The organism is Streptomyces sp. NPDC031497 (assembly GCF_055580905.1).
In genome coordinates, this window is the sequence record NZ_JBVIKO010000007.1 from 392,989 (window position 1) to 417,925 (window position 24,937).

Here is a 24,937-nt window from a genome sequence, read left to right on the forward strand (position 1 = left end):
AGCCTACCTGATCCACAGGCGTGACCAGGACCGGCGGTGCAGAGCGGGTGACAGGAATTGCACACTGCGCCTTCCCCCTGGAAGGGGGATGTTCTGCTACTGAACTACACCCGCATGTACTCCGTGGGTTCCGGCCTTTCGGCCGCGCCCCTCGGCGTGCTCCAGACATTAGCTGATCAGCAGGGGGGTAGCGCAAGTCGGCTGTCCTCGGGGGCCGGTGACGGTCCCTGAGGACAGCCCGAGCCGCGTCTCACTGCGCGGCGCTGAACGCCTCGTAGACCTTCTTCGGGATACGACCGCGCGCCGGGACATCCATCTTGTTCGCCTGCGCCCAGGCGCGGACGGCCGCCGGGTCGGGGGCGACCTCCGTCTGCTTGTACGCCTTGCCCGACTTCGACCGCTTGCGGCCGGCCGTCACGTACGGCTCCAGGGCCTTACGCAGTTCCTTGGCGTTGGCTTGATTCAGATCGATCTCGTACGACTTGCCGTCGAGTCCGAAGGCGATCGTTTCCGCCGCTTCCGAGCCGTCGATGTCGTCAAAGAGAGTGACCACGACCTTCTGCGCCACGAATATCGGTCCCTTCGTGTGGCACGTCTATACAGCTCATCGGCGATGACGCGATGGCGGAGATGACGTGCCGAGTATCGGCTATTGCCAATTCATTTGTACAGTGCCTGGCAATACAAAGTGAAGCCCGACTAAATCCGTCCGCGTGTCCCGGACGCAATAGATGTCGTGGGCGAACCCGGGGAACTTTCCCAGAACTTTTCGCGTGGATCCCCCGCTGTCACCCGATCGTGATGCGGCTCACGTAGTTTCCTACAACTCTACCCGCGTAGAAATTTTGTGCGGGTAGTCTGAAGACACCTGTCGGGGACCCCGGCAGTGCCTGCTCAGCAGCCAGCACCACAACACCGGGAGTGCCAGTGGCACGCGTCGTAGTCGACGTCATGCTCAAGCCGGAGATCCTCGACCCCCAGGGCCAGGCGGTCCAGCGTGCGCTGCCACGCCTGGGTTTCGAGGGCATCTCCGATGTCCGTCAGGGAAAGCGATTCGAACTGGAAGTTGACGGGCCGGTCGACGAGGCCGCGCTCGCCCGCATCCACGATCTTGCGGAATCCTTCCTCGCCAACACCGTGATCGAGGACTTCACCGTTCGGGTGGATGAAGTCGCGGAGGCGGCCAAGTGACCGCTCGTATTGGCGTCGTCACATTCCCGGGAAGTCTCGACGACCGGGACACCCAGCGCGCGATCCGGCTCGCGGGTGCCGAACCGGTGGCCCTCTGGCACAAGGACAAGGACCTTCACCAGGTCGACGCGGTGGTCCTCCCCGGCGGTTTCTCCTACGGCGACTATCTGCGGGCCGGCGCCATCTCGCGTTTCTCGCCGGTGATGGAGACCGTCATCGAGCAGGCGAAGGCCGGCCTCCCGGTCCTCGGTATCTGCAACGGCTTCCAGATCCTCACCGAGGCCCACCTGCTCCCGGGCGCGATGCTCGGCAACAACCACCTCCACTTCATCTGCCGCGACCAGAAGCTGCGGGTGGAGAACGCGGGGACCGCCTGGACCGGCGACTACCGCGCGGGCCAGGAGATCCACATCCCGCTGAAGAACATGGACGGCCGGTACGTCGCCGACGAGTACACGCTCGACAAGCTGGAGGCCGAGGGCCGGGTGGTCTTCCGCTATCTCGACCTCAACCCCAACGGCAGCCTCCGCGACATCGCCGGCATCACCAACGAGGCCGGGAACGTCGTGGGCCTCATGCCGCACCCGGAGCACGCCGTCGAGCCGCTCATCGGCTCCGGCCGCACCGACGGTCTGCCCTTCTTCACCTCGATCCTCAAGAAGCTGGTCAACGCATGAGCCGGACGCCTCTGGACACGGTCGAGCACGCGGCCGCGACCCCCGACGTCGAGCTGCCCTGGGCCGAACTCGGCCTGAAGAAGGACGAGTACGAGCGGGTGGTGGAGATCCTCGGCCGCCGCCCGACCGGCGCCGAACTGGCCATGTACTCGGTCATGTGGTCCGAGCACTGCTCGTACAAGTCCTCCAAGGTCCACCTCCGCCAGTTCGGCGAGAAGGCCCCGCAGAGCGACGCGCTGCTCGTCGGCATCGGTGAGAACGCGGGTGTCGTCGACGTCGGCCAGGGCTACGCCGTGACCTTCAAGGTGGAGTCGCACAACCACCCGTCGTACGTCGAGCCCTACCAGGGCGCCGCGACCGGTGTCGGCGGCATCGTCCGCGACATCATCGCGATGGGCGCCCGGCCGGTGGCCGTGGTCGACCCGCTGCGCTTCGGCGCCGCCGACCACCCCGACACCAAGCGCGTCCTGCCCGGCGTCGTCGCCGGCATCGGCGGCTACGGCAACTGCCTGGGCCTGCCCAACATCGGCGGCGAGGTCGTCTTCGACGCCTGCTACCAGGGCAACCCGCTGGTCAACGCCGGTGCCATCGGTGTGATGCGGCACGAGGACATCCACCTCGCCAAGGCCTCCGGCGCGGGCAACCAGGTCATCCTGTACGGCGCCCGGACCGGCGGCGACGGCATCGGCGGCGCGTCGATCCTGGCGAGCGAGACCTTCGACGACGCGAAGCCCTCCAAGCGCCCCGCCGTCCAGGTCGGCGACCCGTTCCAGGAGAAGCTCCTGATCGAGTGCACGCTCGAGGCCTTCGCCGAGAAGCTGGTCGTCGGCATCCAGGACCTCGGCGCGGCCGGTCTGTCCTGTGCCACCTCCGAGCTGGCCTCGAACGGCTCCGGCGGTATGACCGTCGTACTCGACGACGTGCCCCTGCGTGACTCGACCCTCTCGCCCGAGGAAATCCTCATGAGCGAGTCGCAGGAACGCATGTGCGCGGTGGTCGAGCCGGCGAAGGTCGAGCGGTTCCTGGAGATCTGCGCCAAGTGGGACGTCATCGCGACGGTCATCGGCGAGGTCACCGACGGCGACCGGCTTGAGATCTTCTGGCACGGCGAGAAGATCGTGGACGTCGACCCGCGCACGGTCGCGCACGACGGCCCGGTCTACGAGCGCCCGTACGCCCGCCCGTCCTGGCAGGACGCCCTCCAGGCGGACGACGCGAACAAGCTGGCCCGGCCGGCCACCGCCGAGGAGCTGAAGGACCAGGTCCTCAAGCTGGTCGGCTCCCCCAACCAGGCCTCCAAGAAGTGGATCACCTCGCAGTACGACCACTTCGTGCAGGGCAACACCGTCCTCGCCCAGCCGGAGGACTCCGGCATGATCCGCGTGGACGAGGAGACCGGCCTCGGTGTCGCCATCGCGACGGACGGCAACGGCCGCTTCGCCAAGCTGGACCCGTACGCGGGCGCGCAGCTGGCGCTGGCCGAGGCCTACCGGAACGTGGCGACGACGGGCGCCAAGCCCCTCGCCGTCTCCGACTGCCTGAACTTCGGTTCGCCGGAGGACCCGGCGGTGATGTGGCAGTTCGCCGAGGCCGTGCGCGGTCTGGCGGACGGCTGTCTGCAGCTGGGCACCCCGGTGACCGGCGGAAACGTCTCGCTCTACAACCAGACGGGCGAGGCGGCCATCCACCCCACCCCGGTCGTCGCGGTCCTCGGCGTGATCGACGACGTCGCCCGCCGCACCCCGGTCGCCTTCCAGGAGGAGGGGCAGCTGCTCTACCTCCTCGGCGACACCCGTGAGGAGTTCGGCGGTTCGGCCTGGTCCCAGGTCGTCCACGACCACCTGGGCGGCCTGCCGCCGAAGGTCGACCTGGAGCGCGAACGCCTCCTGGCCGAGATCCTGATCTCCGCCTCCCGTGACGGCATGATCGACTCGGCGCACGACCTGTCCGACGGCGGTCTGATCCAGGCGGTCGTGGAGTCGGCGCTGCTCGGCGGAAAGGGCGCGCGACTCGTCGTCCCCGACGGCCTGGACGCGTTCACCTTCCTGCTCTCCGAGTCGGCGGGCCGCGCGATCGTGGCCGTGCCGCGCTCCGAGGAGGTCCGTTTCAACGACATGTGCGGTGCGCGGGGCCTGCCGGTGACGCGCATCGGTGTCGTGGACGGCGACGCGGTGGAGATCCAGGGCGAGTTCGAACTCCCGCTGACGGAACTCCGCGAGGCCCACGAGGGCACGATCGAGGCGCTGCTCGCGTAGGCGGTCCTACGACCCGACGGCAAAGCCCCCGCCCGGATTCACGTTTCCGGGCGGGGGCTTCTCGGCTTGGCGGACGTAGTTCTTGAGGATCTCCGTGTCGAGCTCGATGCCCATCGGCTACCTTTCGGGTTCCAGCCGGACACCGCATCCTTCTGACATGTACTTGCGTGATGTCACCCCGGACGACGTGGACGCCTACGTCCGCATGCGCTGCGACCCCGTCATGATGAGGGACCTCGGCGGACCGTTGCCCCCCGAGGGCATGAAGGACAAGGTGCGCCGGGACGCCGAGGCGGCGGCAGCGGACACCTCCTGGATCAAGGTGATCGTCCCTGATCCCGGCACCCCCGACATCGTCGCGGGCCATGTGTGCATCTGGGCGCACGACGAGGACGGGAAGCCGATCTCGGAGATCGGGTGGATGGTCCTGCCCGAGTTCCAGGGGCGTGGACTCGGCAAGCTGGCCACCCGCACCCTCCTGCGACAGGCCCGGGACGAGAACCGCTGGGGCGACATCCACGCCTTCCCGGCGACGACCAACGGCCCCTCGAACGGCATCTGCCGATCCCTCGGCTTCCGGCTTCTCGGCGAGGTCGACGTCGACTTCGCGGACCGGGTCATCCACAGCAACCACTGGGTGATCACCCCGGCTTCCGACCTCGCCCCCACCACCGGGGCCTGACCCCTCAGCGACCCGTCTGCCGGATGCGTGCGCGGACAGCGGCACGGTCGACGCCGAGCTCGGCCAGGAGTTCCGCCACGGGATCCGGCCGCTCGCGGTCGAGCCGTGCCCCTGCATAGGCTCACCGCCATGCCTCAGGTCAAGAAGCGTGCCCGCAGTTACGACCCGGCCAAGACCCGCGCCGCGGTCCTCGCCCAGTTCGGCAACGTGCGAGAGGCCGTCGAGGGCCTCACCCCCGAGCAGCTCGCGCTCCCCACCCGGCTCGGCGAGTGGACCGTACGGGACCTCGTCGCCCATGTCGGCATGGCCGTCACCGCCGTCCAGCGGGCCCTGGACCAGCCCGAGCCGGCGAAGGCCGACGCGGTCCTCCTCGACTGGCCGTTCGCGACCTCGGGCAACTCCGCCGCCATCGCCGACTTCACCCGGGCGCTCGCCGACCGCCACCCCGACCTCGGCGCCTACCTCGCCGACGCCGACGGCAGCCTCCGCGCCCTCCTCGCGGCACACCCCGGCACCCGGCTGCTCGCCACCAGCGCCGGCGCGATGTCCCTGGACGACTACCTGGTCACCCGGACCGTCGAGCTGGTCGTCCACACCGACGACCTCAACGCGGCCGTCGCCGGCGTGGACGTGCCGTTCGACCGGCAGGCCCTGGCCGCGTGCACCCGGCTGCTCGCCGACGCGCTCGCGGTCAAGGCGCCCGGCGGCTCCACCGAGGTGCGCGTGCCGCCGTACGCCGTGGTGCAGTGCGTCGAAGGCCCCCGGCACACCCGGGGCACCCCGCCGAACGTCGTCGAGACCGATCCGCTCACCTGGATCCGGCTGGCCACCGGACGCCTGGGGTGGCCGGAGGCCCTGGCGGACGCCAAGGTCAGCGCCGGCGGGGAGCGGGCGGACCTCGGGGCCCTGCTGCCCCTCATGAGCTGAGGGAACCGATCGACCGGGGTGTTCCGTCGAACCGGCATGTACGGGTACAAGCAGCGCACGCAGCGCAGGACCCTGACCATGACGGCGGCCGCCGTGCTCGTCCCGCTCGCGGTGGCCTGCGGCGGTGAGAAAGCCGGTGTCTCGGTGGGGAGCCGGCCACCGGTGACCGGGATCGAGTGGACCGTCGACAGCGTGACCGTGGACGGCACCACCCGGCGCGCCCCGGCATCCGCCCACGTGAAGATCGACGACGGCAAGGCCATCGGCAGCTACGGGTGCAACCAGTTCAGCGCCACGGCGAAGGTCACGGACGACCGGATCCGGCTGAGCAACGCCCGCACCACCCGCATGGCCTGCGACAACACCCGCATGGCCTTCGAACGCGCCCTTGCCGGCACCCTCACCGCGGGGCCGCTCACCACCCGGGCCGACGGCAGGAAACTGACCCTCACCACCGCCGGCGGCGACCGGGTCGAGCTGTCCAGGAAGTGACCTCCGCCGCCCCGAATGATGTGCGACACCTCACTCAGAGATACGGTGTGAGGGGGTTGCGCGGGCACCGGTCCGCACGAACGTGCCTCGGCTGGAGAATCCTCCCACCGCGTTGACCAGCGGAAATGGAGAAAGCCACCAACGCGTCCGCGGTCGTAGATCCATTACGGCCGGGTATCCCCAATTCGGACCAGTGGTCGATCTCGCCTACACTCGGTGCCGTGCCACGTGGTGACGGTCTCCTCAATCACGATCTGCTCCCCGGTGAGAAGGGCCCCCAGGACGCTTGCGGCGTCTTCGGTGTCTGGGCTCCGGGCGAAGAGGTCGCCAAGCTCACGTACTTCGGGCTGTACGCCCTCCAGCATCGGGGCCAGGAATCCGCGGGAATCGCGGTCAGCAACGGCTCCCAGATCCTCGTCTTCAAGGACATGGGGCTCGTCTCCCAGGTCTTCGACGAGACCTCCCTCAGCTCGCTCCAGGGTCATATCGCGGTCGGTCACGCCCGCTACTCGACCACCGGCGCCTCCGTCTGGGAGAACGCCCAGCCGACGTTCCGTGCCACCGCGCACGGCTCGATCGCGCTCGGCCACAACGGCAACCTCGTCAACACGGCGCAGCTCGCCGAGATGGTCGCCGACCTCCCGAAGGACACCCACGGCCGGTCCACCCGGGTCGCCGCCACCAACGACACCGACCTGCTCACCGCGCTCCTCGCGGCCCAGGTCGACACCGACGGCAAGCCGCTGACCATCGAGGAGGCCGCACACGCGGTCCTGCCGAAGGTCCGGGGCGCCTTCTCCCTCGTCTTCATGGACGAGGGCACCCTCTACGCCGCCCGTGACCCGCAGGGCATCCGCCCGCTGGTCCTCGGCCGCCTTGAGCGCGGCTGGGTCATCGCCTCCGAGTCCGCCGCCCTCGACATCTGCGGCGCCAGCTACGTGCGCGAGATCGAGCCGGGCGAGTTCGTCGCCATCGACGAGAACGGCCTGCGCACCTCGCGATTCGCGGATGCGAAGCCCAAGGGCTGTGTCTTCGAATACGTGTACCTGGCCCGCCCCGACACCGACATCGCCGGGCGGAACGTCTACCTCTCCCGCGTGGAGATGGGCCGGAAGCTGGCCAAGGAAGCCCCGGTCGACGCCGATCTGGTGATAGCGACCCCGGAGTCCGGCACTCCCGCCGCCGTCGGCTACGCGGAGGCCTCCGGCATCCCGTTCGGCAACGGTCTGGTCAAGAACGCCTATGTCGGCCGGACCTTCATCCAGCCCTCGCAGACCATCCGGCAGCTCGGCATCCGTCTGAAGCTGAACCCGCTGAAGGAAGTCATCAGGGGCAAGCGGCTGGTCGTCGTCGACGACTCGATCGTGCGCGGCAACACCCAGCGGGCGCTGGTGCGCATGCTCCGCGAGGCGGGCGCGGCCGAGGTCCACATCCGGATCTCCTCGCCGCCCGTGAAGTGGCCCTGCTTCTTCGGCATCGACTTCGCCACCCGCGCCGAGCTCATCGCCAACGGCATGACCATCGACGAGATCGGCACCTCGCTCGGCGCCGACTCCCTGGCCTACATCTCCATCGACGGCATGATCGAGGCGACCACCATCGCCAAGCCGAACCTCTGCCGTGCCTGCTTCGACGGCGAGTACCCGATGGAACTTCCGGACCCCGAGCTGCTGGGCAAGCAGCTCCTGGAGACCGAACTGGCCGCCGGTCCGGCAGCCACGGCCGCGGCCGACGCGATCCGTCGCCCGTAAGCCCCGTAGCAACCAACCCGAAAGATCCCAGGCAATGTCTGCTGCAGACAATCAGTCGCCTCCGGCGACGGGTGCTGTTCCCGGTGCTTCCTACGCGGCTGCCGGTGTCGATATCGAGGCGGGCGACCGCGCCGTCGAGTTGATGAAGGAGTGGGTGAAGAAGACGCGGCGTCCCGAGGTCCTCGGCGGCCTCGGCGGTTTCGCCGGCCTCTTCGACGCCTCCGCCCTCAAGCACTACGAGCGCCCGCTGCTCGCCTCCGCCACGGACGGCGTGGGCACCAAGGTCGACATCGCCCGGCAGTTGGGCGTGTACGACACCATCGGCCACGACCTGGTCGCCATGGTCATGGACGACATCGTGGTGTGCGGCGCCGAGCCGCTCTTCATGACCGACTACATCTGCGTCGGCAAGGTCCACCCCGAGCGGGTCGCCGCGATCGTCAAGGGCATCGCCGAGGGCTGTGTGCTGGCCGGCTGCGCCCTGGTGGGCGGCGAGACCGCGGAACACCCGGGCCTCCTCGGCGCGGACGACTTCGACGTGGCCGGCGCCGGTACGGGCGTGGTGGAGGCCGACCGGCTGCTCGGCGCGGATCGTATCCGTACGGGTGACGCGGTGATCGCCATGGCGTCCTCCGGGCTTCACTCCAACGGGTACTCCCTGGTCCGGCATGTTCTGCTGAACCAGGCGGGACTCGCGCTCGACGCGCACGTCGAGGAACTCGGCCGCACCCTCGGCGAGGAACTCCTGGAGCCGACCAAGATCTACTCGCTGGACTGCCTGGCCCTGATCCGCACCGCCGAGGTGCACGCCTTCAGCCATGTGACCGGCGGTGGACTCGCCGCGAACCTGGCCCGGGTCATCCCCGACCACCTGCACGCGACCGTCGACCGGGCCACCTGGACGCCGGGTGCGATCTTCGACCTGGTCGGCCGGACCGGCAACGTCGAGCGGCTCGAACTGGAGAAGACGCTCAACATGGGCGTCGGCATGATCGCGATGGTCCCGCAGGAATCGGTGGATGTGGCGCTGGCCACACTGGCCGACCGCGGGGTCGACGCATGGGTGGCCGGCGAGATCACCGAGCGCGGCGAGCACACCACCGGCGCGGAGCTGGTCGGCGACTACGCATAGGCCTACCGGCCGCGAGGCCAGCACAAAACCCGGTCCGGCGGCAGAACCCCGGACCGGGTCAGTGAACGGCTAAGCAGCCGCGGGCATTACGCACCGCGACGATGTTGAGACTGGGGGCCGGACTGGTCGTCCTCGTCCTCGTCGTCATCGTCGTTATAGAGATCCGCGTACTGGGCGTACGGGTCGTCGTCCTCGTCGTCGTCCTCGAACGGCTCGCCATTCGGCGGCTGGTTCGAGGTCGAAGCGCCCAGCTCGCTGGCCAGACGTGACAGGTCAGTCCCACCGCTGTTGTACTTCAGCTGGCGGGCGACCTTCGTCTGCTTGGCCTTGGCCCGGCCGCGCCCCATGGCTCGACCCCCTCGGTGACGGGGCTCGACGGCCCCAGAGTCTGACACGCGTTCATGATCCGGAACGGGCTCTCCTCGGAGAGACCGGTCCGTAGGGCTTCCACGGTACCTGAGCCCGCGCCCATACGGTACGTCGCCCGCACCACGCGCCTGGCTGCACGACCCGCGGGGCGCCCCGTCCCCGCTGGTCAACGACGATTTTAACCACTTCCTGGCGGGCGACCCGCCGACGAACGTGAGAGTTCTCTCCAACTGCCCGTCGGCGGGTACCGGAAATCCGTGCGGAAACCCGGCGTTCGGTCAGCGTCCACCCGCTGTTGCCGCTTCGTGCATCCGCTGTTCGGCGATCCGGTCGGCCGCCGCGGCAGGCGGAATTCCGTCGTCCTTCGCACGAGCGAATATGGCCAGCGTGGTGTCGAAGATCTTCGCCGCCTTGGCCTTGCACCGGTCGAAGTCGAACCCGTGCAGCTCGTCGGCGACCTGGATGACCCCGCCGGCGTTCACCACGTAGTCCGGCGCGTAGAGGATCCCGCGGTCGGCGAGGTCCTTCTCGACGCCGGGGTGGGCGAGCTGGTTGTTGGCCGCCCCGCACACCACCTCGGCGGTCAGCGCCGGCACGGAGGCGTCGTTCAGCGCGCCGCCGAGCGCGCAGGGCGCGTAGATGTCGAGGCCCTCGACGCGGATCAGCGCCTCGGTGTCGGCGGCGACCTGGACCAGGGGGTGCCGGTCGGAGATCCGGCCGACGGCCTCCCGGCGCACGTCGGTGATCACGACTCGGGCGCCCTCCTCCAGCAGGTGCTCCACCAGGTGGTGGCCGACCTTGCCGACGCCCGCGATGCCGACGGTGCGGTCGCGCAGCGAGGGGTCGCCCCACAGGTGCTGGGCGCTGGCCCGCATGCCCTGGTAGACGCCGTACGCGGTGAGCACGGAGGAGTCGCCGGCGCCGCCGTTCTCCGGGGAACGGCCGGTGGTCCAGCGGCACTCGCGGGCCACGACGTCCATGTCGGCGACGTACGTGCCGACATCGCAGGCGGTGACGTACCGGCCGCCGAGCGAGGCCACGAACCGCCCGTAGGCGAGCAGCAGCTCCTCGCTCTTGTCGCGCTCGGGGTCCCCGATGATCACGGCCTTGCCGCCGCCGTGGTCCAGACCGGCCATGGCGTTCTTGTACGACATCCCGCGCGCGAGGTTGAGGGCGTCGGCGACGGCCTCCTCCTCGTTCGCGTACGGGTAGAAGCGGGTGCCGCCGAGGGCGGGGCCCAGCGCGGTGGAGTGGATGGCGATGACGGCCTTGAGGCCGCTCTTGCGGTCCTGGCAGAGCACGACCTGCTCGTGACCGCCCTGGTCCGAGTGGAACAGGGTGTGCAGGACGCCGGTGGAAACGTCGGTCACTGTGGTGACTCCCGGTTGTGTCGCGGCGGGTGGAGACGGGGGCTCCCGTACAGGTGGCGGGAGCTTGGCATGAGCGTAGAGCTATTGCCCGTCCACCATCCGCGCCGTGTTCAGGATCACTCTCCCGCGCCGCGTGTGCACGTATGAGCGTGGGACGATTTGCTGTGGTTTCGCGGCTGCTCCGTAGTGGGTTCCGCTGGTTTCGAGCCCGGTCCGATGGGGAGGGAGCAGGCGTGCCCAAGGTGTCCTCGGTGGTCGTCCCCTACGCGACCTACTTGCGTGTGTACGAGCCGTTGGCCGCCTTCCCGGAGCCCGAGCGCGGCTACTGGACGCGCTACGCCCGCCGCCCCGACCGGCCCTCCTATCAGGACGAACTCCGGCGCGCGCTGGCCGACTTGCTGCCCACCCCGCCGATCCCGGTGCCGGTGCAGGAGAGCGCTGACGCTTTCGTCCTGGAGGCCGACGGTGTCGTGTGCGTGTGCCCGTGGCGGACCCGGCTGCGCGGCTGGCAGGCCTTGCAGGAGCTGTCCGACGAACTGCCGAACACGGTCCTGGACGCGATGCTGCCCCCGGTGGTCCGCCGGCAGGCCGCGATGGACTACGAGCGGTGGCTGGCCCGCAACCCCGACTCCCGGCCCTGGATCCGTACCGCGACCTGGCAGGTGCCGCTGAACTGGTTCGTGCTGGTCTCCGACGAGGAGCGCCGGTACGAGAAGGGCACCGGCGATATCCCGCCGATGCTGCGCTACCGCACGCCGATGGTGCAGGCCCGGCGCCGGGTGGCCCGGGCGCTGCGCACGCTCAAGGACACCATCGACGAAGGGCCGCTGATCGACGGCCTGGTGGACGTCGGACGCTGGCTGGAGGATTTCCATCCGCGTTCGCTGGTCGAGCTGGACTACGCCGGCCTGGTGCACGCCCTGCCGGCGGGTGACCTGGAGGACGACCATTCGGCGGCCGACGTGGCGGCCGGCATCGAGGCGCTGCGGCAGGGCGACGGGGCCGCGGCCGGTGAGGCGTACGGGCGGCTGGTGGAGCGGTGGCGGTCGGTGCGGGACCGGCGGTCCGCGAACTGAGTACCGATGCCGACTGCTCCGTACTGAGTGTCGGGTCATGTGATGGTGTGACAGTCGGATGACACCTCGGTGACGTGTGAGTGCTGAGTGATGTGCATCACGGCCCAGATGGCATGAAACAACGTACGTTGACGGCACTTCAGTGAACGCACGGGACGTAGGTCCCGATCCGGGCTTTTGCGTCAAGGGTGACGGACCGCACTTACACGGCTCTTGCGCCTCTTGCCACTCCTCGTGCCAAAATAGGACAAGGAGTCCGGGGAGGGCTCCTTCCGTCCACTTGTGGTGCACTGTGGGCGGAATCTCAGCATTGCACTTGCTTTGGGGGGTCTGACGACTCCTGATCGCCATGTGACTGATCGTCACAGTGGCGTGACTGTCCGCTATGGCATGGTCCATCGGCTTCCGCGGCTGATGACTACCTGGGAGGGCAATTCCATCGGTTTGGCCGACGCGGCTGGACGGATGGTGTAGTTGTAGTGCCGAGGACAAGCCGTTCGTCCTATAACCGACTCGACTCGCGTCCGCCATTTCGGGCAACGCGGGTCAAGGTGCAGAATTTAGAGGAAAGAACCGAGAAGGTTCGGTTCTCCCGAGGAGGCCGCTCATGACCGCTCGCACCCCTGATGCCGAGCCGCTGCTGACCCCGGCTGAGGTCGCCACCATGTTCCGTGTCGACCCCAAGACGGTCACGCGGTGGGCGAAGGCCGGCAAGCTCACGTCGATCCGCACGCTGGGCGGACATCGACGCTACCGCGAGGCTGAGGTCCGCGCACTGCTGGCGGGTATTCCGCAGCAGCGCAGCGAGGCCTGACCAACTGAATAGCGGGCAAACCGACCGGTCCCCCAACTGGCCGACACGCCCCGAACCCTAGCTCCGAGCGACGCGGGACCTGCCCCAACAGGGCCCACGCCCAGGCCGACAGAACTTCTCAGGCAGCGACACAGGGTGCGTCGTAGATCGCGCTGGACTCCGCCGGGTCCAGCGCGATCTTTTTTGTGCGTCCATGGGGCTTGATCGACCGTGGCCGACCGGTCCCTGAGCAGCCTTGTCGGAGTCTGGGGAGGCCTGTCGGATCTGCTGTGGATGCGCCCCGAGGGAGGCCTGGGGGGAGGGCGCGGGCGGGCTGCGGGAGGTGTCTCAGGGTGGTGCAATTGCACATATTAAATTGACTTGTTGTAGGAGAGGTGTAAGTACCGTTGTTTCAGGAACTTATGCGGTGACTCCCGTCACATACCGCACGGGTTGTTTGTACTGGGGCGGGTGCGCTAAAGGGGCCGGAGGCTCCACCGCCCCACGGAGGAACGGCCGTTGGGCCCGGCGGCGCCTCTCACGCGCCGACGGGGTCTTCGTCCTCCGTGGCGTCCTCGGGGGCCTCCGTGGAGTACGGGGCGGAGTCCATGGCCAGCCGCAGCAGCCGATGGCAGACCGGGCAGTGCCGGGTCACATGCCGGTACGACGAGGCGGCCGCCAGATGGGCCCGTAGCAGGGCTCGCGTCTCATGCCGCACCGAAGCCGCCATACGCCACCTCCAGAAGGGGGCCGAGGGGAAGCGAGTCCTGTCTTCTGGGTACCGACCGAATGTGACCCCGTCAAGAGCCGACCCCCGCTGCCCGGCCATCAGCCGGCAGGCCCGATACCACCGGTCAGGCACCGTCGTGGCGGGTACCACCGGTCCGGCACCGCCGTGTTGGATGCCGGAGGTTGGGCACCGCGGTGGTGGCTCGCTGTCGCGACGGCGGCGGGGGCGCCCCCTGGGGCCAGGGAGCGCAGAAAGAAGGCCCGCTTCCCTCCGGGGCGCGGTCCTTTTCGTTGTGCGGTCCTGACGGGATTCGCCGCATCCGACCGCGGCTGCGCCACGGGGTGGTCGGGGTGACATGCGAGAGGCCCGCTTCCCCTGGGGGGACGCGGGCCTCGACATGATGCGGTCCTGACGGGATTTGAACCCGCGGCCTCCACCTTGACAGGGTGGCGAGCACTCCAAACTGCTCCACAGGACCAGGTTTTGCGGCACTTTGTCTGCGCTGTGCTGCGAGAAGGACTGTACAGGAGGGTGAGGGTCCTGGTCGAACTCACGCAGCGTGCCCGGTCGGTTACGGTACTGCCGAGTCGATCGCCTTCACGATCCGCTTGTCGGAGATCGGATACGCCGTGCCCAGCGCGTGCGCGAAGTAGCTGACCCGCAGCTCCTCCAGCATCCAGCGGATGTCCAGCACCTGCTGCGGCACCGGCCGCCCCTTGGGGAGCTGCTCCAGGAGCCAGGCGTACTCGTCCTGCATCTCGTGGACCTTCTCCATCCGGGTGGTGTCCCGCTGGACGTTGGCCGGCATCTGCTGGAGGCGCCGGTCGGCGGCCACCAGATAGCGCATCAGGTCGGGAAGCCTTCGTATACCCGCCCACGTCACGAAGCCCGGCTTCACCAGGGCGTCCAGCTGTTTGCGGATGTCCGTCAGGTTTGCCAGCAGCGCAGGGCTCCGTACGGCCTTCAGGCGGCGCTCACAGGCCTGCCAGGCGGCCAGCACCTGCTGCACCTGCCCGACCGTGCGGACCGTCGTGTCGACGATCTCCGCGCGCACCTTGTCGTACAGCTTCCGGTACGACTCCTCGTCCCACGCCGGCCCCCCGAAGTCACCGATCAGCTTGTCCGCCGCCGCCATCGCGCAGTCGTCGAACAGGGCCTGGATCGTGCCGTGCGGGTTCGCGGACAGCGCCAGCTTCTGCGCGTTGGTGAGCTTTTCCGAGGCGAACTTCGCGGGATTGACCGGGATGTTGCGCAGGATCAGCCTGCGCGTGCCCTTCCACATCGCCTCGGCCTGCTCCTCCTCGGTGTCGAAGAGGCGGACCGAGACCGTGTCGCCGTCGTCGACGAGCGCCGGGTACGCCTTCACCGGCTGGCCGGCCCGACGGGTCTCGAAGACGCGCGTGAGCGCGCCGATCGACCAGTCCGTGAGCCCCTTGCGCTCCAGCGACTCGCCGCCCTCGCGCTCCGCGGTGGCCGCGGCGGCCTGCGAGATGGCCTGACGGGCCTTCGGCTTCAGCCGGAGCTTCAGCGCCTCCAGGTCCTTGTCCTCGGCCAGCTTCCGGCGCCGCTCGTCGACGATCCGGAAGGTGATCTTCAGATGGTCCGGCAGCTTCGCCCAGTCGAAGTCCTCGGCCTCGAAGGGCACCCCGACCATCCGCTTCAGCTCGCGGGCCATGGTCGTGGTGAGGGGCTCCTGAAGGGGGACCGCCGTGTCCAGGAAGCGCTTGGCGAAGTTCGGTGCCGGGACGTAGTTGCGGCGGATGGGCTTGGGCAGGGACCGGATCAGCTCCGTGACGACCTCTTCCCTGAGGCCCGGGATCTGCCAGTCGAAGCCCTCGTCCCTGACCTGGTTGAGGACCTGGAGCGGGATGTGGAGGGTCACGCCGTCGGCGTCCGCGCCCGGCTCGAACTGGTACGTCACCCGGAACTTGAGCTGCCCCTGCCGCCAGGAGTCCGGATAGTCGGCCTTGGTGACCGCCTCCGCCGACTCCCGGATCAGCATCTCCCGCTCGAAGTCGAGGTACTCCGGCTGCTCGTGACGCTTGTGCTTCCACCAGGAGTCGAAGTGGGCGCCGGAGACGACGTGTTCGGGCACCCGTTGGTCGTAGAAGTCGAAGAGCGTGTCGTCGTCCACGACGATGTCCCGGCGCCGGGCCCGGTGCTCCAGCTCCTCGACCTCGCTGAGGAGTCTGCGGTTGTCGGCGAAGAACTTGTGGTGGGTCCGCCAGTCGCCCTCGACCAGTGCGTTGCGAATGAAAAGCTCGCGGCTGGTCTCCGGGTCGATCCGGCCGTAGTTGACCTTCCGCTGGGCGACGATCGGTACGCCGTACAGCGTGACCTTCTCGAACGCCAGTACGGCAACCTGGTCCTTCTCCCAGTGCGGTTCGCTGTACGTCCGCTTCAGGAGATGCTCGGCGAGGGGTTCGACCCATTCGGGCTCGATCTTGGCGTTGACCCGGGCCCAGAGGCGCGAGGTCTCCACCAGCTCGGCCGACATCACAAACCGGGGAGTCTTTTTGAAGAGCGCCGAGCCGGGGAAGATCGCGAACTTGGCGCTGCGGGCGCCCAGGTACTCGTTCTTCGCGCCGTCCTTCACGTCCTTCATGCCGATGTGGGACAGCAGACCCGCGAGCAGCGAGACATGGACGCGGTCGCCGGCGGCGTCCTCCTCGTTGAGGTGGATGCCCATCTGCTTGGCGACCGTGCGCAGCTGGGTGTAGATGTCCTGCCACTCCCGGATGCGCAGGAAGTTCAGGAACTCCTGCTTGCACATGCGCCGGAAGGAGGACGAGCCGCGTTCGCGCTGCTGCTCGCGGACGTATCTCCACAGGTTGAGGAAGGCGAGGAAGTCGCTGGTCTCGTCGCGGAAGCGGGCGTGCTGCTGGTCGGCCTGGGTCTGTTTGTCGGCGGGGCGTTCGCGCGGGTCCTGGATGGAGAGCGCGGCGGCGATGACCATGACCTCGCGGACACAGCCGTTCTTGTCGGCCTCCAGGACCATGCGGGCGAGCCGCGGGTCGACCGGCAGCTGGGCGAGCTTGCGGCCGGTGTCGGTGAGCCGCTTGCGCGGGTCCTTCTCGGCCGGGTCGATCGCGCCCAGCTCCTGGAGCAGCTGCACACCGTCCCGGATGTTGCGGTGGTCCGGCGGGTCGATGAAGGGGAACTTCTCGATGTCGCCGAGCCCGGCGGCGGTCATCTGGAGAATGACGGAGGCGAGGTTGGTCCGGAGGATCTCGGCGTCGGTGAACTCCGGACGGGCGAGGAAGTCGTCCTCGTCGTACAGCCGGATGCAGATGCCGTCGGACGTGCGGCCGCAGCGGCCCTTGCGCTGGTTGGCGCTGGCCTGGCTGATCGGTTCGATGGGCAGCCGCTGCACCTTGGTGCGGTGGCTGTAGCGGCTGATCCGGGCGAAGCCGGGGTCGATGACGTACTTGATCCCGGGGACGGTCAGCGAGGTCTCGGCGACGTTGGTCGCCAGAACGATCCTGCGACCGGTGTGCGGCTGGAAGACGCGATGCTGCTCGGCGTGCGAGAGCCGGGCGTACAGCGGCAGTACCTCGGTGAACCGGTAGTTCTTCTTTTCCAGCGCGTCCGCGGTGTCCCGGATCTCGCGCTCTCCGGAGAGGAAGACGAGGATGTCGCCCTTGCCCTCGCCCTGGAGCTCCTCGACCGCGTCGCAGATCGCGGTGATCTGGTCGCGGTCGGCGTCCTCGGCGTCCTCTTCGAGGAGCGGCCGGTAGCGCACCTCCACGGGGTACGTCCGGCCGCTGACCTCGACGATCGGGGCGTCCCCGAAGTGCCGGGAGAACCGCTCGGGGTCGATGGTCGCGGAGGTGATGACCACCTTCAGATCCGGCCGCTTGGGCAGCAGCTGGGCCAGGTAGCCGAGCAGGAAGTCGATGTTGAGGGACCGCTCGTGGGCCTCGTCGATGATGATCGTGTCGTAGGCGCGCAGCTCGCGGTCGGTCTGGATCTCGGCGAGCAGGATGCCGTCCGTCATCAGCTTGACGAAGGTGGCGTCCGGGTTCACCTGGTCGGTGAAGCGGACCTTCCAGCCGACGGCCTCCCCGAGGGGCGTGCGCAGCTCCTCGGCGACCCGCTCGGCGACGGTGCGGGCGGCGATCCGGCGGGGCTGGGTGTGCCCGATCATTCCCCGGACACCGCGCCCGAGCTCCAGACAGATCTTCGGGATCTGCGTGGTCTTCCCGGACCCGGTCTCGCCGGCGACGATCACGACCTGGTGATCGCGTATCGCCTCCGCGATCTCGTCCTTCTTCTGACTGACGGGCAGCTGCTCGGGGTACGAGACGGCGGGCACGACGGCGCGTCGGCCGGCCATCCGTTCCTCGGCCCTGGCCACCTCGGCCTCGATCTCCGCGAGGACGGCGGCCCGGGCCTCCGGTTTACGGATCTTGCGTGCGCCTTCCAGCCTGCGCCCGAGCCGGTGCGCGTCGCGCAGCGAAAGCTCGGTCAGACGGGGGGCGAGAGCGCCGAGGGCGGGGGCGGGATGCGTAGACATACGCGGTCCAGGATCTCACCTCGGGGAAATTCGTGGCGAACGCTTTTGCCTCCGGCGGTTCGGCCGGGGTTGTCCCCCTGGTTCCACCGGCAGGGCGGTGGTTCGGGCGGCCCGCGATCGGCTACTGGGTGCGCTGGGCGGGTGTGGTGGTGGGCGTAGTGGTGGGTGCGGCCGGAGTCGGCTGGGCGGCCGCGGAGGCGGCCATCGACTTCGCTGTGTTGGACACCGCCTTGATGCCCAGGTATGCCGTGGTCATGCTGCTCACGGCGGTGAAGGCGGCGGAGAGTACGCCGATGATCACCGACGTGTTGCCGTTCAGCCGCCAGACTCCGAAGGCCGCGACTCCGGCGATCGCGAGGTTGCTGATGACGACGGCGAGCAGGCCGTATCTCGCACGGTCCTTCTCCAGCTGTATGTCCTGGTCCCGGCTCATCTTCCCCACCCTGACGACGTGTCGACCCGCCAGAACCTAGCGCCGAGCGGCCCCGCGGCCAAGGAGATCAGGTCAGCCCGCCGGGAAGACGTCGTAATCGCCCAGTACGTCGGCATAGACGTCCACCGGGCCGGTGCCGGCGTTGTAGAGGTCGATCTCGCCGTCGGTGCCGACCTTGACCAGCGCGCGGTTGGCCGTGCTGTGTCCCTTGGCGAAGTTCAGCGAGTAGACGCCGGGGCGCGCGGTGCCGTCGGGGTAGGCGACGAGGTAGCCGTTGCCGGACGGGGAGGGCACCGTGAGGTTCAGGTCGACGGCGGTGACTCCGGTCGCGGGGACGCCGTGGGCGCCGGTGACCTTGAGCCTGAGGGTGGCGTGAGCGGCGATCTTGGCGACCTTGCCGGTGCCGGTTCCGGTACGGGTGTTGAGGATGCGGGCCGGGGTCACAGGCAGGAACTCCGAACCGTTCGCGGTGGTGCCGTACCAGCCGACGAGGTCCGCCACGAGGTTCGCCGACGCCTTGCTGTCGTTGTGCAGGACGACCTTGCCGTCGTACACGGGGATCACGACCTGGGTGGTGGCGGTCTGGCCGGTGGTCCAGTAGGGGCCGGTCACGACGGAGTCGTTGGTGCTGTGCGTGGCGACGGTGAGGTCGCCGGATGCCTTGGTGGTGGTGGCCGTGACGTCGAGGACCACGGCCGTCGCGTTCGCCGGGACGCCGTGGGTGCCGCCGACCGGCAGGGTGAGCGAGTGGCCGCCGGCGACCGGAGCCCGCGTGCCGCCGGTGCCGGTGCGGGTGTCGAGCAGGCGGGCCGGGGTGACCGGGTGGTAGGTGTCGGCGTACTGGGCGTGGGACTGGAGGCCGACCGTCGCGACGTTGACCGTGACCGCGCCGGAACTGCCGTTGTAGAGGTCGACCGAACCGGTCGGGGTGACCTTCACCGTGGTCTCGGCGGTGGCCTTACGGCCCGGCTCGAAGGCGATGGCGGCGGTGCCCGGGCGGGTGGTGCCGTGGGTGTAGAGGGTGAGCGTGCCGCTCGCCTTCGCGTTGCTGGTGACGAGCTGGAGCTGCGCCGCGTCCACGCCGTCGGAGTCGGCCCGCAGCGTGGCCGCCGAGAGCTTCAGGACGCCGTGCGCGGCGATCGTCTTCTCGGTGTCGTACTGCGGGGTCATCGCGACGAAGGCGTCGGCGGCGTGGAAGGTCGTCCTGGCGGTGGTGGTCCGGCCGAGCAGGTCGGTCTGCGTCAGGGTGGCGGTGTAGGTGCCGGGGGCCGCGTACTGGTGCGTGGCCTGCGTCGGCTCCTGGGCGTCGGCGGCCAGGTTGTCCTGCGTGCCGTCGCCGAAACTCAGGGTCCGGTACTCGACCTCCCACGGGTCGGCCGGTGCCGGCACCGTGAACCGCGCGAACCCGGCGGCGACCTGCCCGGTCGCGGTGTCCGGGGCGACGGACAGGGCGGTGGCGGGCGGGGTGGCCGTACCCGCCGCCACCCCGGCGTAGGACTTCTCGGCGCTCGTCCCGTCGGGTTCGGTGAACGTGATGCGCGTGGTGTACAGCCCCGGCGTGGTGTACGTGTGGCTGACCGGGGAGCCGGGCGTGCCGGTGGCCGGGTCGCTGCCGTCGCCGAAGTCGACCGAGTAGGTGAGGGCCGCGCCCCAGGAGCTGGTGGCGTCGGTCTTCACGGAGATGCCGAGCGGCGCGAGCCCCTTCGGGGGCGTCGGAACGTCGCCGGAGGCGATGGTGAGGGTGTCCTGCCGTTCCAGGGCGCCCCGGTCGGGGTGGCCCGTGCCGTTGCCGGTGTTGTCGACCAGCAGGTCGTCGACCCGGGGCCGCCCCTGCTGGTCGGTGGTGAGCTCGCCGGGCGCGGAGGCGTCGGCCGAGTCGATCAGGGGGGAGTGCTCGGAAGGCGTCGCCGCGTACGCGTTGATCCCGTCGATGTCATGCGTGCCCTGGCCGGTCCCGTCCCGGAACGCCGCGCTGGTGGCGTAGGAGGTGCCGGCCCAGGAGTACTCGGTGCGGGCCGGGGCGGAAGAGGACGCCCCGTTCGCCGCCACGTTGTAGTCGGCGGTGACCTGGCCCGTGGCGTCGGCCGACACCGCGTAGAGCGGAGCGGTCGGCGCCTGGCAGGTCCTGGTCTGCATGGAGTTGAGGGTGATGGCCACGTTGTTCTCCACGACCCCGGAGCTCCCGCCGTCCAGCGAGATGGCGGTGGCGCAGGGTGCGAAGACGGTGTTGCCGGTCACGTCCGTGTCGGCCGCCCCCGACACCGCGATGCCGCCCTGCTGCTGCGTGAGGATCACGTTGGTCGTCACGGTGACCCGGGCCGCTCCCGGCGCCACCCGCACGCCGTACGCGGTGCTGGGGTAGATCGAGTTGCGTGACACGGTCACGTCCGAGGACGTGCCGTCCACGCCGATCGCCGTCCCGGTGACGGGGACCGTCGGGGCGGCGTTGTCGACCGTCAGCTGGTCGAGGGTCACATGGTCGGACCCGGTCACCGCCACCACGTCCGAGTGGTGCTCGTCGCTGAAGGTCAGCGATTCGACGCGTACGTCGTGCACGCCTTTCAGCGTCAACGCCGGTGCGGAGGCGGGCGCGGCGAGCACCGCCTTCGAACGGCTCGGGGAGAGGGGCGCCCCGCTGAACGTGATCGGCCTGTCGCTGGTCCCCGACCGGGTGAGGGTCACCGGCTCCGAGTACGAGGAGAGGGGGGACCCCACGATCCGGACCGTGTCCCCCGGCTCGACCACGTCCGCGGCGGCCTGGACGGAACAGAACGGTTTGCTCTCCGTCCCCGTACCGCTGTCACTGCACGACGGCGCGTCGTGGGCGACGTACAACGTCCCGCCCGACCCCGGTTCGGCCGCGGCCCGCCCGGTCCCCCAGCCGCTCATCACCCCCGCCACGACGATCATGGCGAGGGACAGTCCGACGGCGGGACGGGATCTGTGCACGTGGTCTCCACGGAGCGTTCGCGGGTGCGGTCACGAGAACGCCGGAGGAGGCTGGTCAGCTCAGCGTTGTCATGCGGTCGTCATGGTCGCAGCCCGACTCCCAAGGAACGCCATACTCCGCTCTGGTCTTGCTCAAAACGCAGCCCGACGGAGTGGGCAGTGCTTGGTGATGTGGGCGTTCGCGTCGGGGATGGCGGTGTGGGCCGGGGCGGTGACCCTCCGCGCCGTCAGCTACCTGGCCGACGGCCAGACCGGCTCCGCCGTGGGCTGATGCGCCGGGAGTGGCAGCGGGGCCGTGTGGCATGAAAGCCGTGCGGCATGAAAACAGCCCCTCCGGAATCCCGGAGGGGCTGTCTGTTGTGGCTGGGGCCGGGGTCGAACCGGCGACCTATCGCTTTTCAGGCGATCGCTCGTACCAACTGAGCTACCCAGCCACGAGGTTTCACGTGAAACCTCAGCGGTCCTGACGGGATTTGAACCCGCGGCCTCCACCTTGACAGGGTGGCGAGCACTCCAAACTGCTCCACAGGACCAAGCTCTGCGTGCAACAGTGTCGCACACGATCTTGCGTGCCCCCAACGGGATTCGAACCCGTGCTACCGCCTTGAAAGGGCGGCGTCCTAGGCCGCTAGACGATGAGGGCTATCGGCCCGCCTGGGCGCTTCTCAGCGCGTCGGGGACGTGAGAAGCATATGGGATGGCGGGGAGTATCGCCAAAACGGTTTACGACCCCGAGGGCGACGGTGTTTCCGGTGCGCCTCCTGAGGGTGACGGGCTCTTCGAGGGGGAGGGGGTGGCTCCCGGCAACGCGTCTTCCGGTAGGTGGCGGCTGACCTCGGCCGTCGTCTCGCCCAGACCGCCCAGTCTGATCTCGTCCCAGGCCTGGAGCCGGCGGGTGTCGCGGTCGAAGTAGAGGACCGAGGCCTCGATGGGGTCCGGGTACTTGCCCTCGACCGCGCGCAGACCGCTGCCGCCCGTGGAGCCCTCCACCCGAAGGCGGGTGCCGTGCGGCAGGATCTCGGTCTGCTCGTGATGGAGATGGCCCGCCAGGACCAGGGGCACCTCGCCGTCCGTCATCCGGGCGGCCGTCGGTTCGTGGACGATGGCCACATCCGCCGGGGTGTCGGCAGCCCGCTGCTCCCGCAGGGCCGTGGCCAGACGGTCCCCGGCCTGTTCCTCGGCCGCGTCCCCGCCCGGCACGCCCGAGCGGTCGGGCGTGAACTGGGGATCGCCGATCCCGGCGAAGCGCAGCCCGGCGATCGTCTCGGCCCGGCCGTCGTCCAGGACGTGCACGTTCTTCATCCGGGACAGATAGCGCTGGGTGAGTCCCGAGTCGTGGTTGCCCCGGACCCAGACGTACGGCACGCCCAGATCGGCGATCGGGTCCAGGAAGCCGTTCTCGGCCGCTGTGCCGTGGTCCATGGTGTCGCCGGAGTCGACGATCACGTTCACCTTGTACTGCTCCACCAGCGAGGCGATGATTTTCCAGCTCGCCGGGTTGAGATGGATGTCGGAGACGTGCAGGACGCGCAGGGTGGTCGGGTCCGGCGTGTAGGCGGGGAGCGTGGAGGTGGCGTCGTACAGCTTCGTCACATTGGTCACCAGTCGCGCCAGTTCCTTCTGGTAGACGTCGAATTCGGTGACGATGCTGCGCGCGTTGCCGACCAGGGCGGGGGCTGAGGAGAGCAGGCCGGAGAACCTCGGTTCCAGGACCGACTTGGGGTTCCAGGTGGCGTACGCGGTCACGCCGGAGCCGGCCAGCAGAGCGAGGGCGAGGCCGCCGGCGGTCAGGGCGCGGCGCGGGCGGCGGTAGACGGCGAGGCCGAGGGCGGTGGCACCGCAGACGACGGCCGCGCAGGAGCGTACGGCGACGTCGATGGTGCCGTGCGTGACGTCCCGGGCCACCTCGTCCTGGAGGTCGGAGAGGCGCTCGGGGTGGTCGACCAGCGCCTGGGAGCGGACCGGGTCGAGCTGGTCGACGTTGACGTCCAGGCGGACGGGGCCGGTGTGGGTGTCCAGGTAGAGGGCGCCCAGCGGGGAGACGTTGATCTTCGTACCGCCGTGCAGGGACGGGCGCAGGGTCATCGTCGTGTCCATCGGGCCGACCTGGGCCCGGACGTTCCCGACGACCAGCAGACCGAGCCAGGCGCCGACGAGTACGACGGTGATCAGGCCGAGGACGCGGATCCAGGCGGGCGGCGTGTGCGCGTCGGGGGCGAGTTCCAGATCGGGCAGGCGGGCATGGGGACGGGCTCGGACGCGGACCATTGGTGCCGTATGCCCAGGATTGCCGACGCGTATGCGACGGTGTGCGGCCCGTATGCCAGGGGCTCGCGACTCTCGCACGGGCGTTCCGTACCGGACAATGGGTCTGTGCTGGAGATGACGCGCGAGGAGTTCGAGGAACTGGTCGCCGAGGCGCTCGACCGGATCCCGCCGGAGCTGACCCGGCTGATGGACAACGTGGCGGTGTTCGTCGAGGACGAGCCCGACGATCCGTCCGATGCGGAGCTGCTCGGGCTCTACGAGGGGACTCCGCTGACCGACCGCGGGGAGTGGTACGCGGGCGTGCTGCCGGACCGGATCACCGTCTACCGCGGGCCGACGCTGCGGATGTGCGCGTCGCGCGAGGAGGTCGTCGCGGAGACGGAGGTGACCGTGGTGCACGAGATCGCCCATCACTTCGGCATCGACGACGCGCGGCTGCATGCGCTGGGGTATGGGTGACCGGTGACGGGGGCGGCGGGTCCGGCGTGCGCCCTCGGGCGTGGGTGATGCCCCGCTGCGGGTGACGCCTCGGTTGCGTGTCCTCTTGTGGGCGGCGGGAGTTGGGGAGGTTGACTCCTTTCTTCGCCCCCGGAGGTGGCCGCCGTGCGCCCCTTGTACGTACCCGTCCGTCTGGCCGTCACCGTGATGGCCGTCGCGGCCGCCGCCGGCTGTGTGAACGTCGGGGACGACGCGGGGAAGGCCAGGCCGTCGCACTCCGCCGGGCACCGGGACGGTGGCGAGGCCGACGGAGGTTCCGGGGCGTCCGGTGCGGGCGGCGCGGGGTACGGCGGTGCGGTGGGCGACGGGAAGCGGGGGCATGGGGGGAAGCCGAAGCCGGGGGAGTCCGGGTCGGCGTCCGCCAAGCCGACGAAGGGCGCGAGTGCGGGGCCGACCGTGCCGGTGAAGCCGGGGCAGAGTGCGGCGCCGGGGGTGCCGGCCGGGCCGACGGGGGCGCCGGCCTCGCCCACGCCGCCGGCGGCCTCCCCCACGCCACCGCCGGATTCGCCGACACCACCACCGCCGGTCACGGACCCGCCGTCCGCCGAGCCGTCCTCGTCGGCGCACGAGGACACGGGGCCGCAGCTGGTGCAACGGGAACCGGCGCCGGAGGCGGGGACGCCGGCGTAGGCGGCCGTCGGCCTTCAGCCCACCGGTGCCTTCACCACGACGGAGGAAGCGGCCGGGGGACGTGGTCGGAGGGCGGGGGTGGGGGGTGTGAGCTGCGGTTTTAGGGGGCGGTTTGCCTTGAGGGGTGTTGGGTGCGTATGGTGGTAGATCGTTTGATCCCATTTGCCCGGCGCCACCGCAGAGCGCGCCGTGTGGCGC

At 69.5% G+C, this 24,937-nt stretch carries 20 protein-coding genes and 5 tRNA genes; 12 read left to right on the top strand and 13 right to left on the bottom strand.

What is annotated here, in order from left to right; genetic code table 11:
* Positions 1 to 42: 42 nt before the first annotated feature.
* Together ACZ5K7_RS17800 and ACZ5K7_RS17805 are read right to left on the bottom strand one after the other, a co-directional pair.
* A tRNA-Gly gene (locus tag ACZ5K7_RS17800) sits at positions 43 to 114 on the bottom strand.
* A gap of 136 nt (positions 115 to 250) precedes the next feature.
* Entirely contained in the window at positions 251 to 568 is a 318-nt protein-coding gene (locus ACZ5K7_RS17805; protein WP_351695523.1) for a histone-like nucleoid-structuring protein Lsr2, read from the bottom strand.
* 359 nt (positions 569 to 927) lie between these two features.
* On the opposite strand from ACZ5K7_RS17805, the gene purS reads away from it, so the two are divergent.
* The 8 genes from purS (at position 928) to purM (ending at position 9,107) form a co-directional block, all read left to right on the top strand.
* Positions 928 to 1,191: a phosphoribosylformylglycinamidine synthase subunit PurS gene (gene purS, locus ACZ5K7_RS17810; protein ID WP_093501106.1), complete on the top strand. Its 264-nt coding sequence runs from the start codon at positions 928 to 930 to the stop codon at positions 1,189 to 1,191.
* Positions 1,188 to 1,868 carry a phosphoribosylformylglycinamidine synthase subunit PurQ gene (purQ, locus tag ACZ5K7_RS17815; RefSeq protein WP_450971796.1) on the top strand — a complete coding sequence of 227 codons (681 nt, stop codon included), beginning with the start codon at positions 1,188 to 1,190 and terminating at the stop codon, positions 1,866 to 1,868. The genes purS and purQ overlap by 4 nt, the downstream gene beginning before the upstream one ends.
* Positions 1,865 to 4,123: a phosphoribosylformylglycinamidine synthase subunit PurL gene (gene purL, locus ACZ5K7_RS17820; protein WP_351695519.1), complete on the top strand. Its 2,259-nt coding sequence runs from the start codon at positions 1,865 to 1,867 to the stop codon at positions 4,121 to 4,123. Before purQ ends, purL begins: the two co-directional genes overlap by 4 nt.
* A gap of 157 nt (positions 4,124 to 4,280) precedes the next feature.
* Positions 4,281 to 4,805 carry a GNAT family N-acetyltransferase gene (locus ACZ5K7_RS17825; RefSeq protein WP_351695517.1) on the top strand — a complete coding sequence of 175 codons (525 nt, stop codon included), beginning with the start codon at positions 4,281 to 4,283 and terminating at the stop codon, positions 4,803 to 4,805.
* A gap of 129 nt (positions 4,806 to 4,934) precedes the next feature.
* Positions 4,935 to 5,732, top strand: coding sequence for a maleylpyruvate isomerase family mycothiol-dependent enzyme (locus ACZ5K7_RS17830; RefSeq protein WP_351695511.1), 798 nt, complete (start codon positions 4,935 to 4,937; stop codon positions 5,730 to 5,732).
* 18 nt (positions 5,733 to 5,750) lie between these two features.
* A complete protein-coding gene (locus tag ACZ5K7_RS17835) occupies positions 5,751 to 6,224 on the top strand; it encodes an META domain-containing protein (RefSeq protein WP_450971794.1) in 474 nt (157 codons plus the stop codon).
* Positions 6,225 to 6,445: 221 nt separating this feature from the next.
* Positions 6,446 to 7,975 carry an amidophosphoribosyltransferase gene (gene purF / locus ACZ5K7_RS17840; protein ID WP_468914448.1) on the top strand — a complete coding sequence of 510 codons (1,530 nt, stop codon included), beginning with the start codon at positions 6,446 to 6,448 and terminating at the stop codon, positions 7,973 to 7,975.
* Between the two features lie 34 nt (positions 7,976 to 8,009).
* Entirely contained in the window at positions 8,010 to 9,107 is a 1,098-nt protein-coding gene (purM, locus tag ACZ5K7_RS17845; protein ID WP_351695505.1) for a phosphoribosylformylglycinamidine cyclo-ligase, read from the top strand.
* Positions 9,108 to 9,193: 86 nt separating this feature from the next.
* Here purM and ACZ5K7_RS17850 read toward each other — a convergent pair whose 3' ends face one another.
* Together ACZ5K7_RS17850 and ACZ5K7_RS17855 are read right to left on the bottom strand one after the other, a co-directional pair.
* Complete coding sequence (locus ACZ5K7_RS17850; RefSeq protein WP_351744693.1) at positions 9,194 to 9,454, bottom strand: DUF3073 domain-containing protein; 261 nt, start codon at positions 9,452 to 9,454, stop codon at positions 9,194 to 9,196.
* A gap of 300 nt (positions 9,455 to 9,754) precedes the next feature.
* Positions 9,755 to 10,846: a Leu/Phe/Val dehydrogenase gene (locus tag ACZ5K7_RS17855; protein WP_351695503.1), complete on the bottom strand. Its 1,092-nt coding sequence runs from the start codon at positions 10,844 to 10,846 to the stop codon at positions 9,755 to 9,757.
* Positions 10,847 to 11,079: 233 nt separating this feature from the next.
* Between ACZ5K7_RS17855 and ACZ5K7_RS17860 the strand changes: the two genes are divergently transcribed.
* Together ACZ5K7_RS17860 and bldC are read left to right on the top strand one after the other, a co-directional pair.
* The gene (locus ACZ5K7_RS17860; protein WP_468914450.1) at positions 11,080 to 11,922 is read left to right on the top strand and encodes a DUF8083 family protein; all 843 of its coding nucleotides are present in this window, start codon (positions 11,080 to 11,082) and stop codon (positions 11,920 to 11,922) included.
* A gap of 607 nt (positions 11,923 to 12,529) precedes the next feature.
* Positions 12,530 to 12,736, top strand: a complete 207-nt coding sequence (gene bldC, locus ACZ5K7_RS17865) for a developmental transcriptional regulator BldC (protein WP_003949541.1) — start codon at positions 12,530 to 12,532, stop codon at positions 12,734 to 12,736.
* 517 nt (positions 12,737 to 13,253) lie between these two features.
* Here bldC and ACZ5K7_RS17870 read toward each other — a convergent pair.
* The 9 genes from ACZ5K7_RS17870 to ACZ5K7_RS17910 all read right to left on the bottom strand — a co-directional run bounded on the left by ACZ5K7_RS17870 (position 13,254) and on the right by ACZ5K7_RS17910 (position 23,611).
* Complete coding sequence (locus ACZ5K7_RS17870) at positions 13,254 to 13,445, bottom strand: DUF6274 family protein (RefSeq protein ID WP_351695499.1); 192 nt, start codon at positions 13,443 to 13,445, stop codon at positions 13,254 to 13,256.
* 403 nt (positions 13,446 to 13,848) lie between these two features.
* Positions 13,849 to 13,923 (bottom strand) — tRNA-Asp (locus ACZ5K7_RS17875).
* Between the two features lie 93 nt (positions 13,924 to 14,016).
* Complete coding sequence (gene hrpA, locus ACZ5K7_RS17880; RefSeq protein WP_468914452.1) at positions 14,017 to 17,961, bottom strand: ATP-dependent RNA helicase HrpA; 3,945 nt, start codon at positions 17,959 to 17,961, stop codon at positions 14,017 to 14,019.
* Between the two features lie 121 nt (positions 17,962 to 18,082).
* The gene (locus ACZ5K7_RS17885) at positions 18,083 to 18,394 is read right to left on the bottom strand and encodes a hypothetical protein (protein WP_351695495.1); all 312 of its coding nucleotides are present in this window, start codon (positions 18,392 to 18,394) and stop codon (positions 18,083 to 18,085) included.
* Between the two features lie 72 nt (positions 18,395 to 18,466).
* Positions 18,467 to 21,343 (bottom strand): PKD domain-containing protein, encoded by a 2,877-nt coding sequence (locus ACZ5K7_RS17890; RefSeq protein ID WP_468914454.1) that lies wholly within the window; start codon positions 21,341 to 21,343, stop codon positions 18,467 to 18,469.
* Positions 21,344 to 21,703: 360 nt separating this feature from the next.
* Positions 21,704 to 21,777 (bottom strand) — tRNA-Phe (locus ACZ5K7_RS17895).
* A gap of 24 nt (positions 21,778 to 21,801) precedes the next feature.
* Positions 21,802 to 21,876 (bottom strand) — tRNA-Asp (locus ACZ5K7_RS17900).
* A 37-nt stretch (positions 21,877 to 21,913) separates the two neighbouring features.
* Positions 21,914 to 21,986 (bottom strand) — tRNA-Glu (locus ACZ5K7_RS17905).
* A gap of 80 nt (positions 21,987 to 22,066) precedes the next feature.
* Complete coding sequence (locus ACZ5K7_RS17910; protein ID WP_468914456.1) at positions 22,067 to 23,611, bottom strand: metallophosphoesterase family protein; 1,545 nt, start codon at positions 23,609 to 23,611, stop codon at positions 22,067 to 22,069.
* A 105-nt stretch (positions 23,612 to 23,716) separates the two neighbouring features.
* Between ACZ5K7_RS17910 and ACZ5K7_RS17915 the strand changes: the two genes are divergently transcribed.
* A complete protein-coding gene (locus tag ACZ5K7_RS17915; RefSeq protein ID WP_468914457.1) occupies positions 23,717 to 24,070 on the top strand; it encodes a metallopeptidase family protein in 354 nt (117 codons plus the stop codon).
* Between the two features lie 144 nt (positions 24,071 to 24,214).
* A complete protein-coding gene (locus ACZ5K7_RS17920) occupies positions 24,215 to 24,739 on the top strand; it encodes a hypothetical protein (protein WP_351695486.1) in 525 nt (174 codons plus the stop codon).
* Positions 24,740 to 24,937 lie beyond the last annotated feature (198 nt).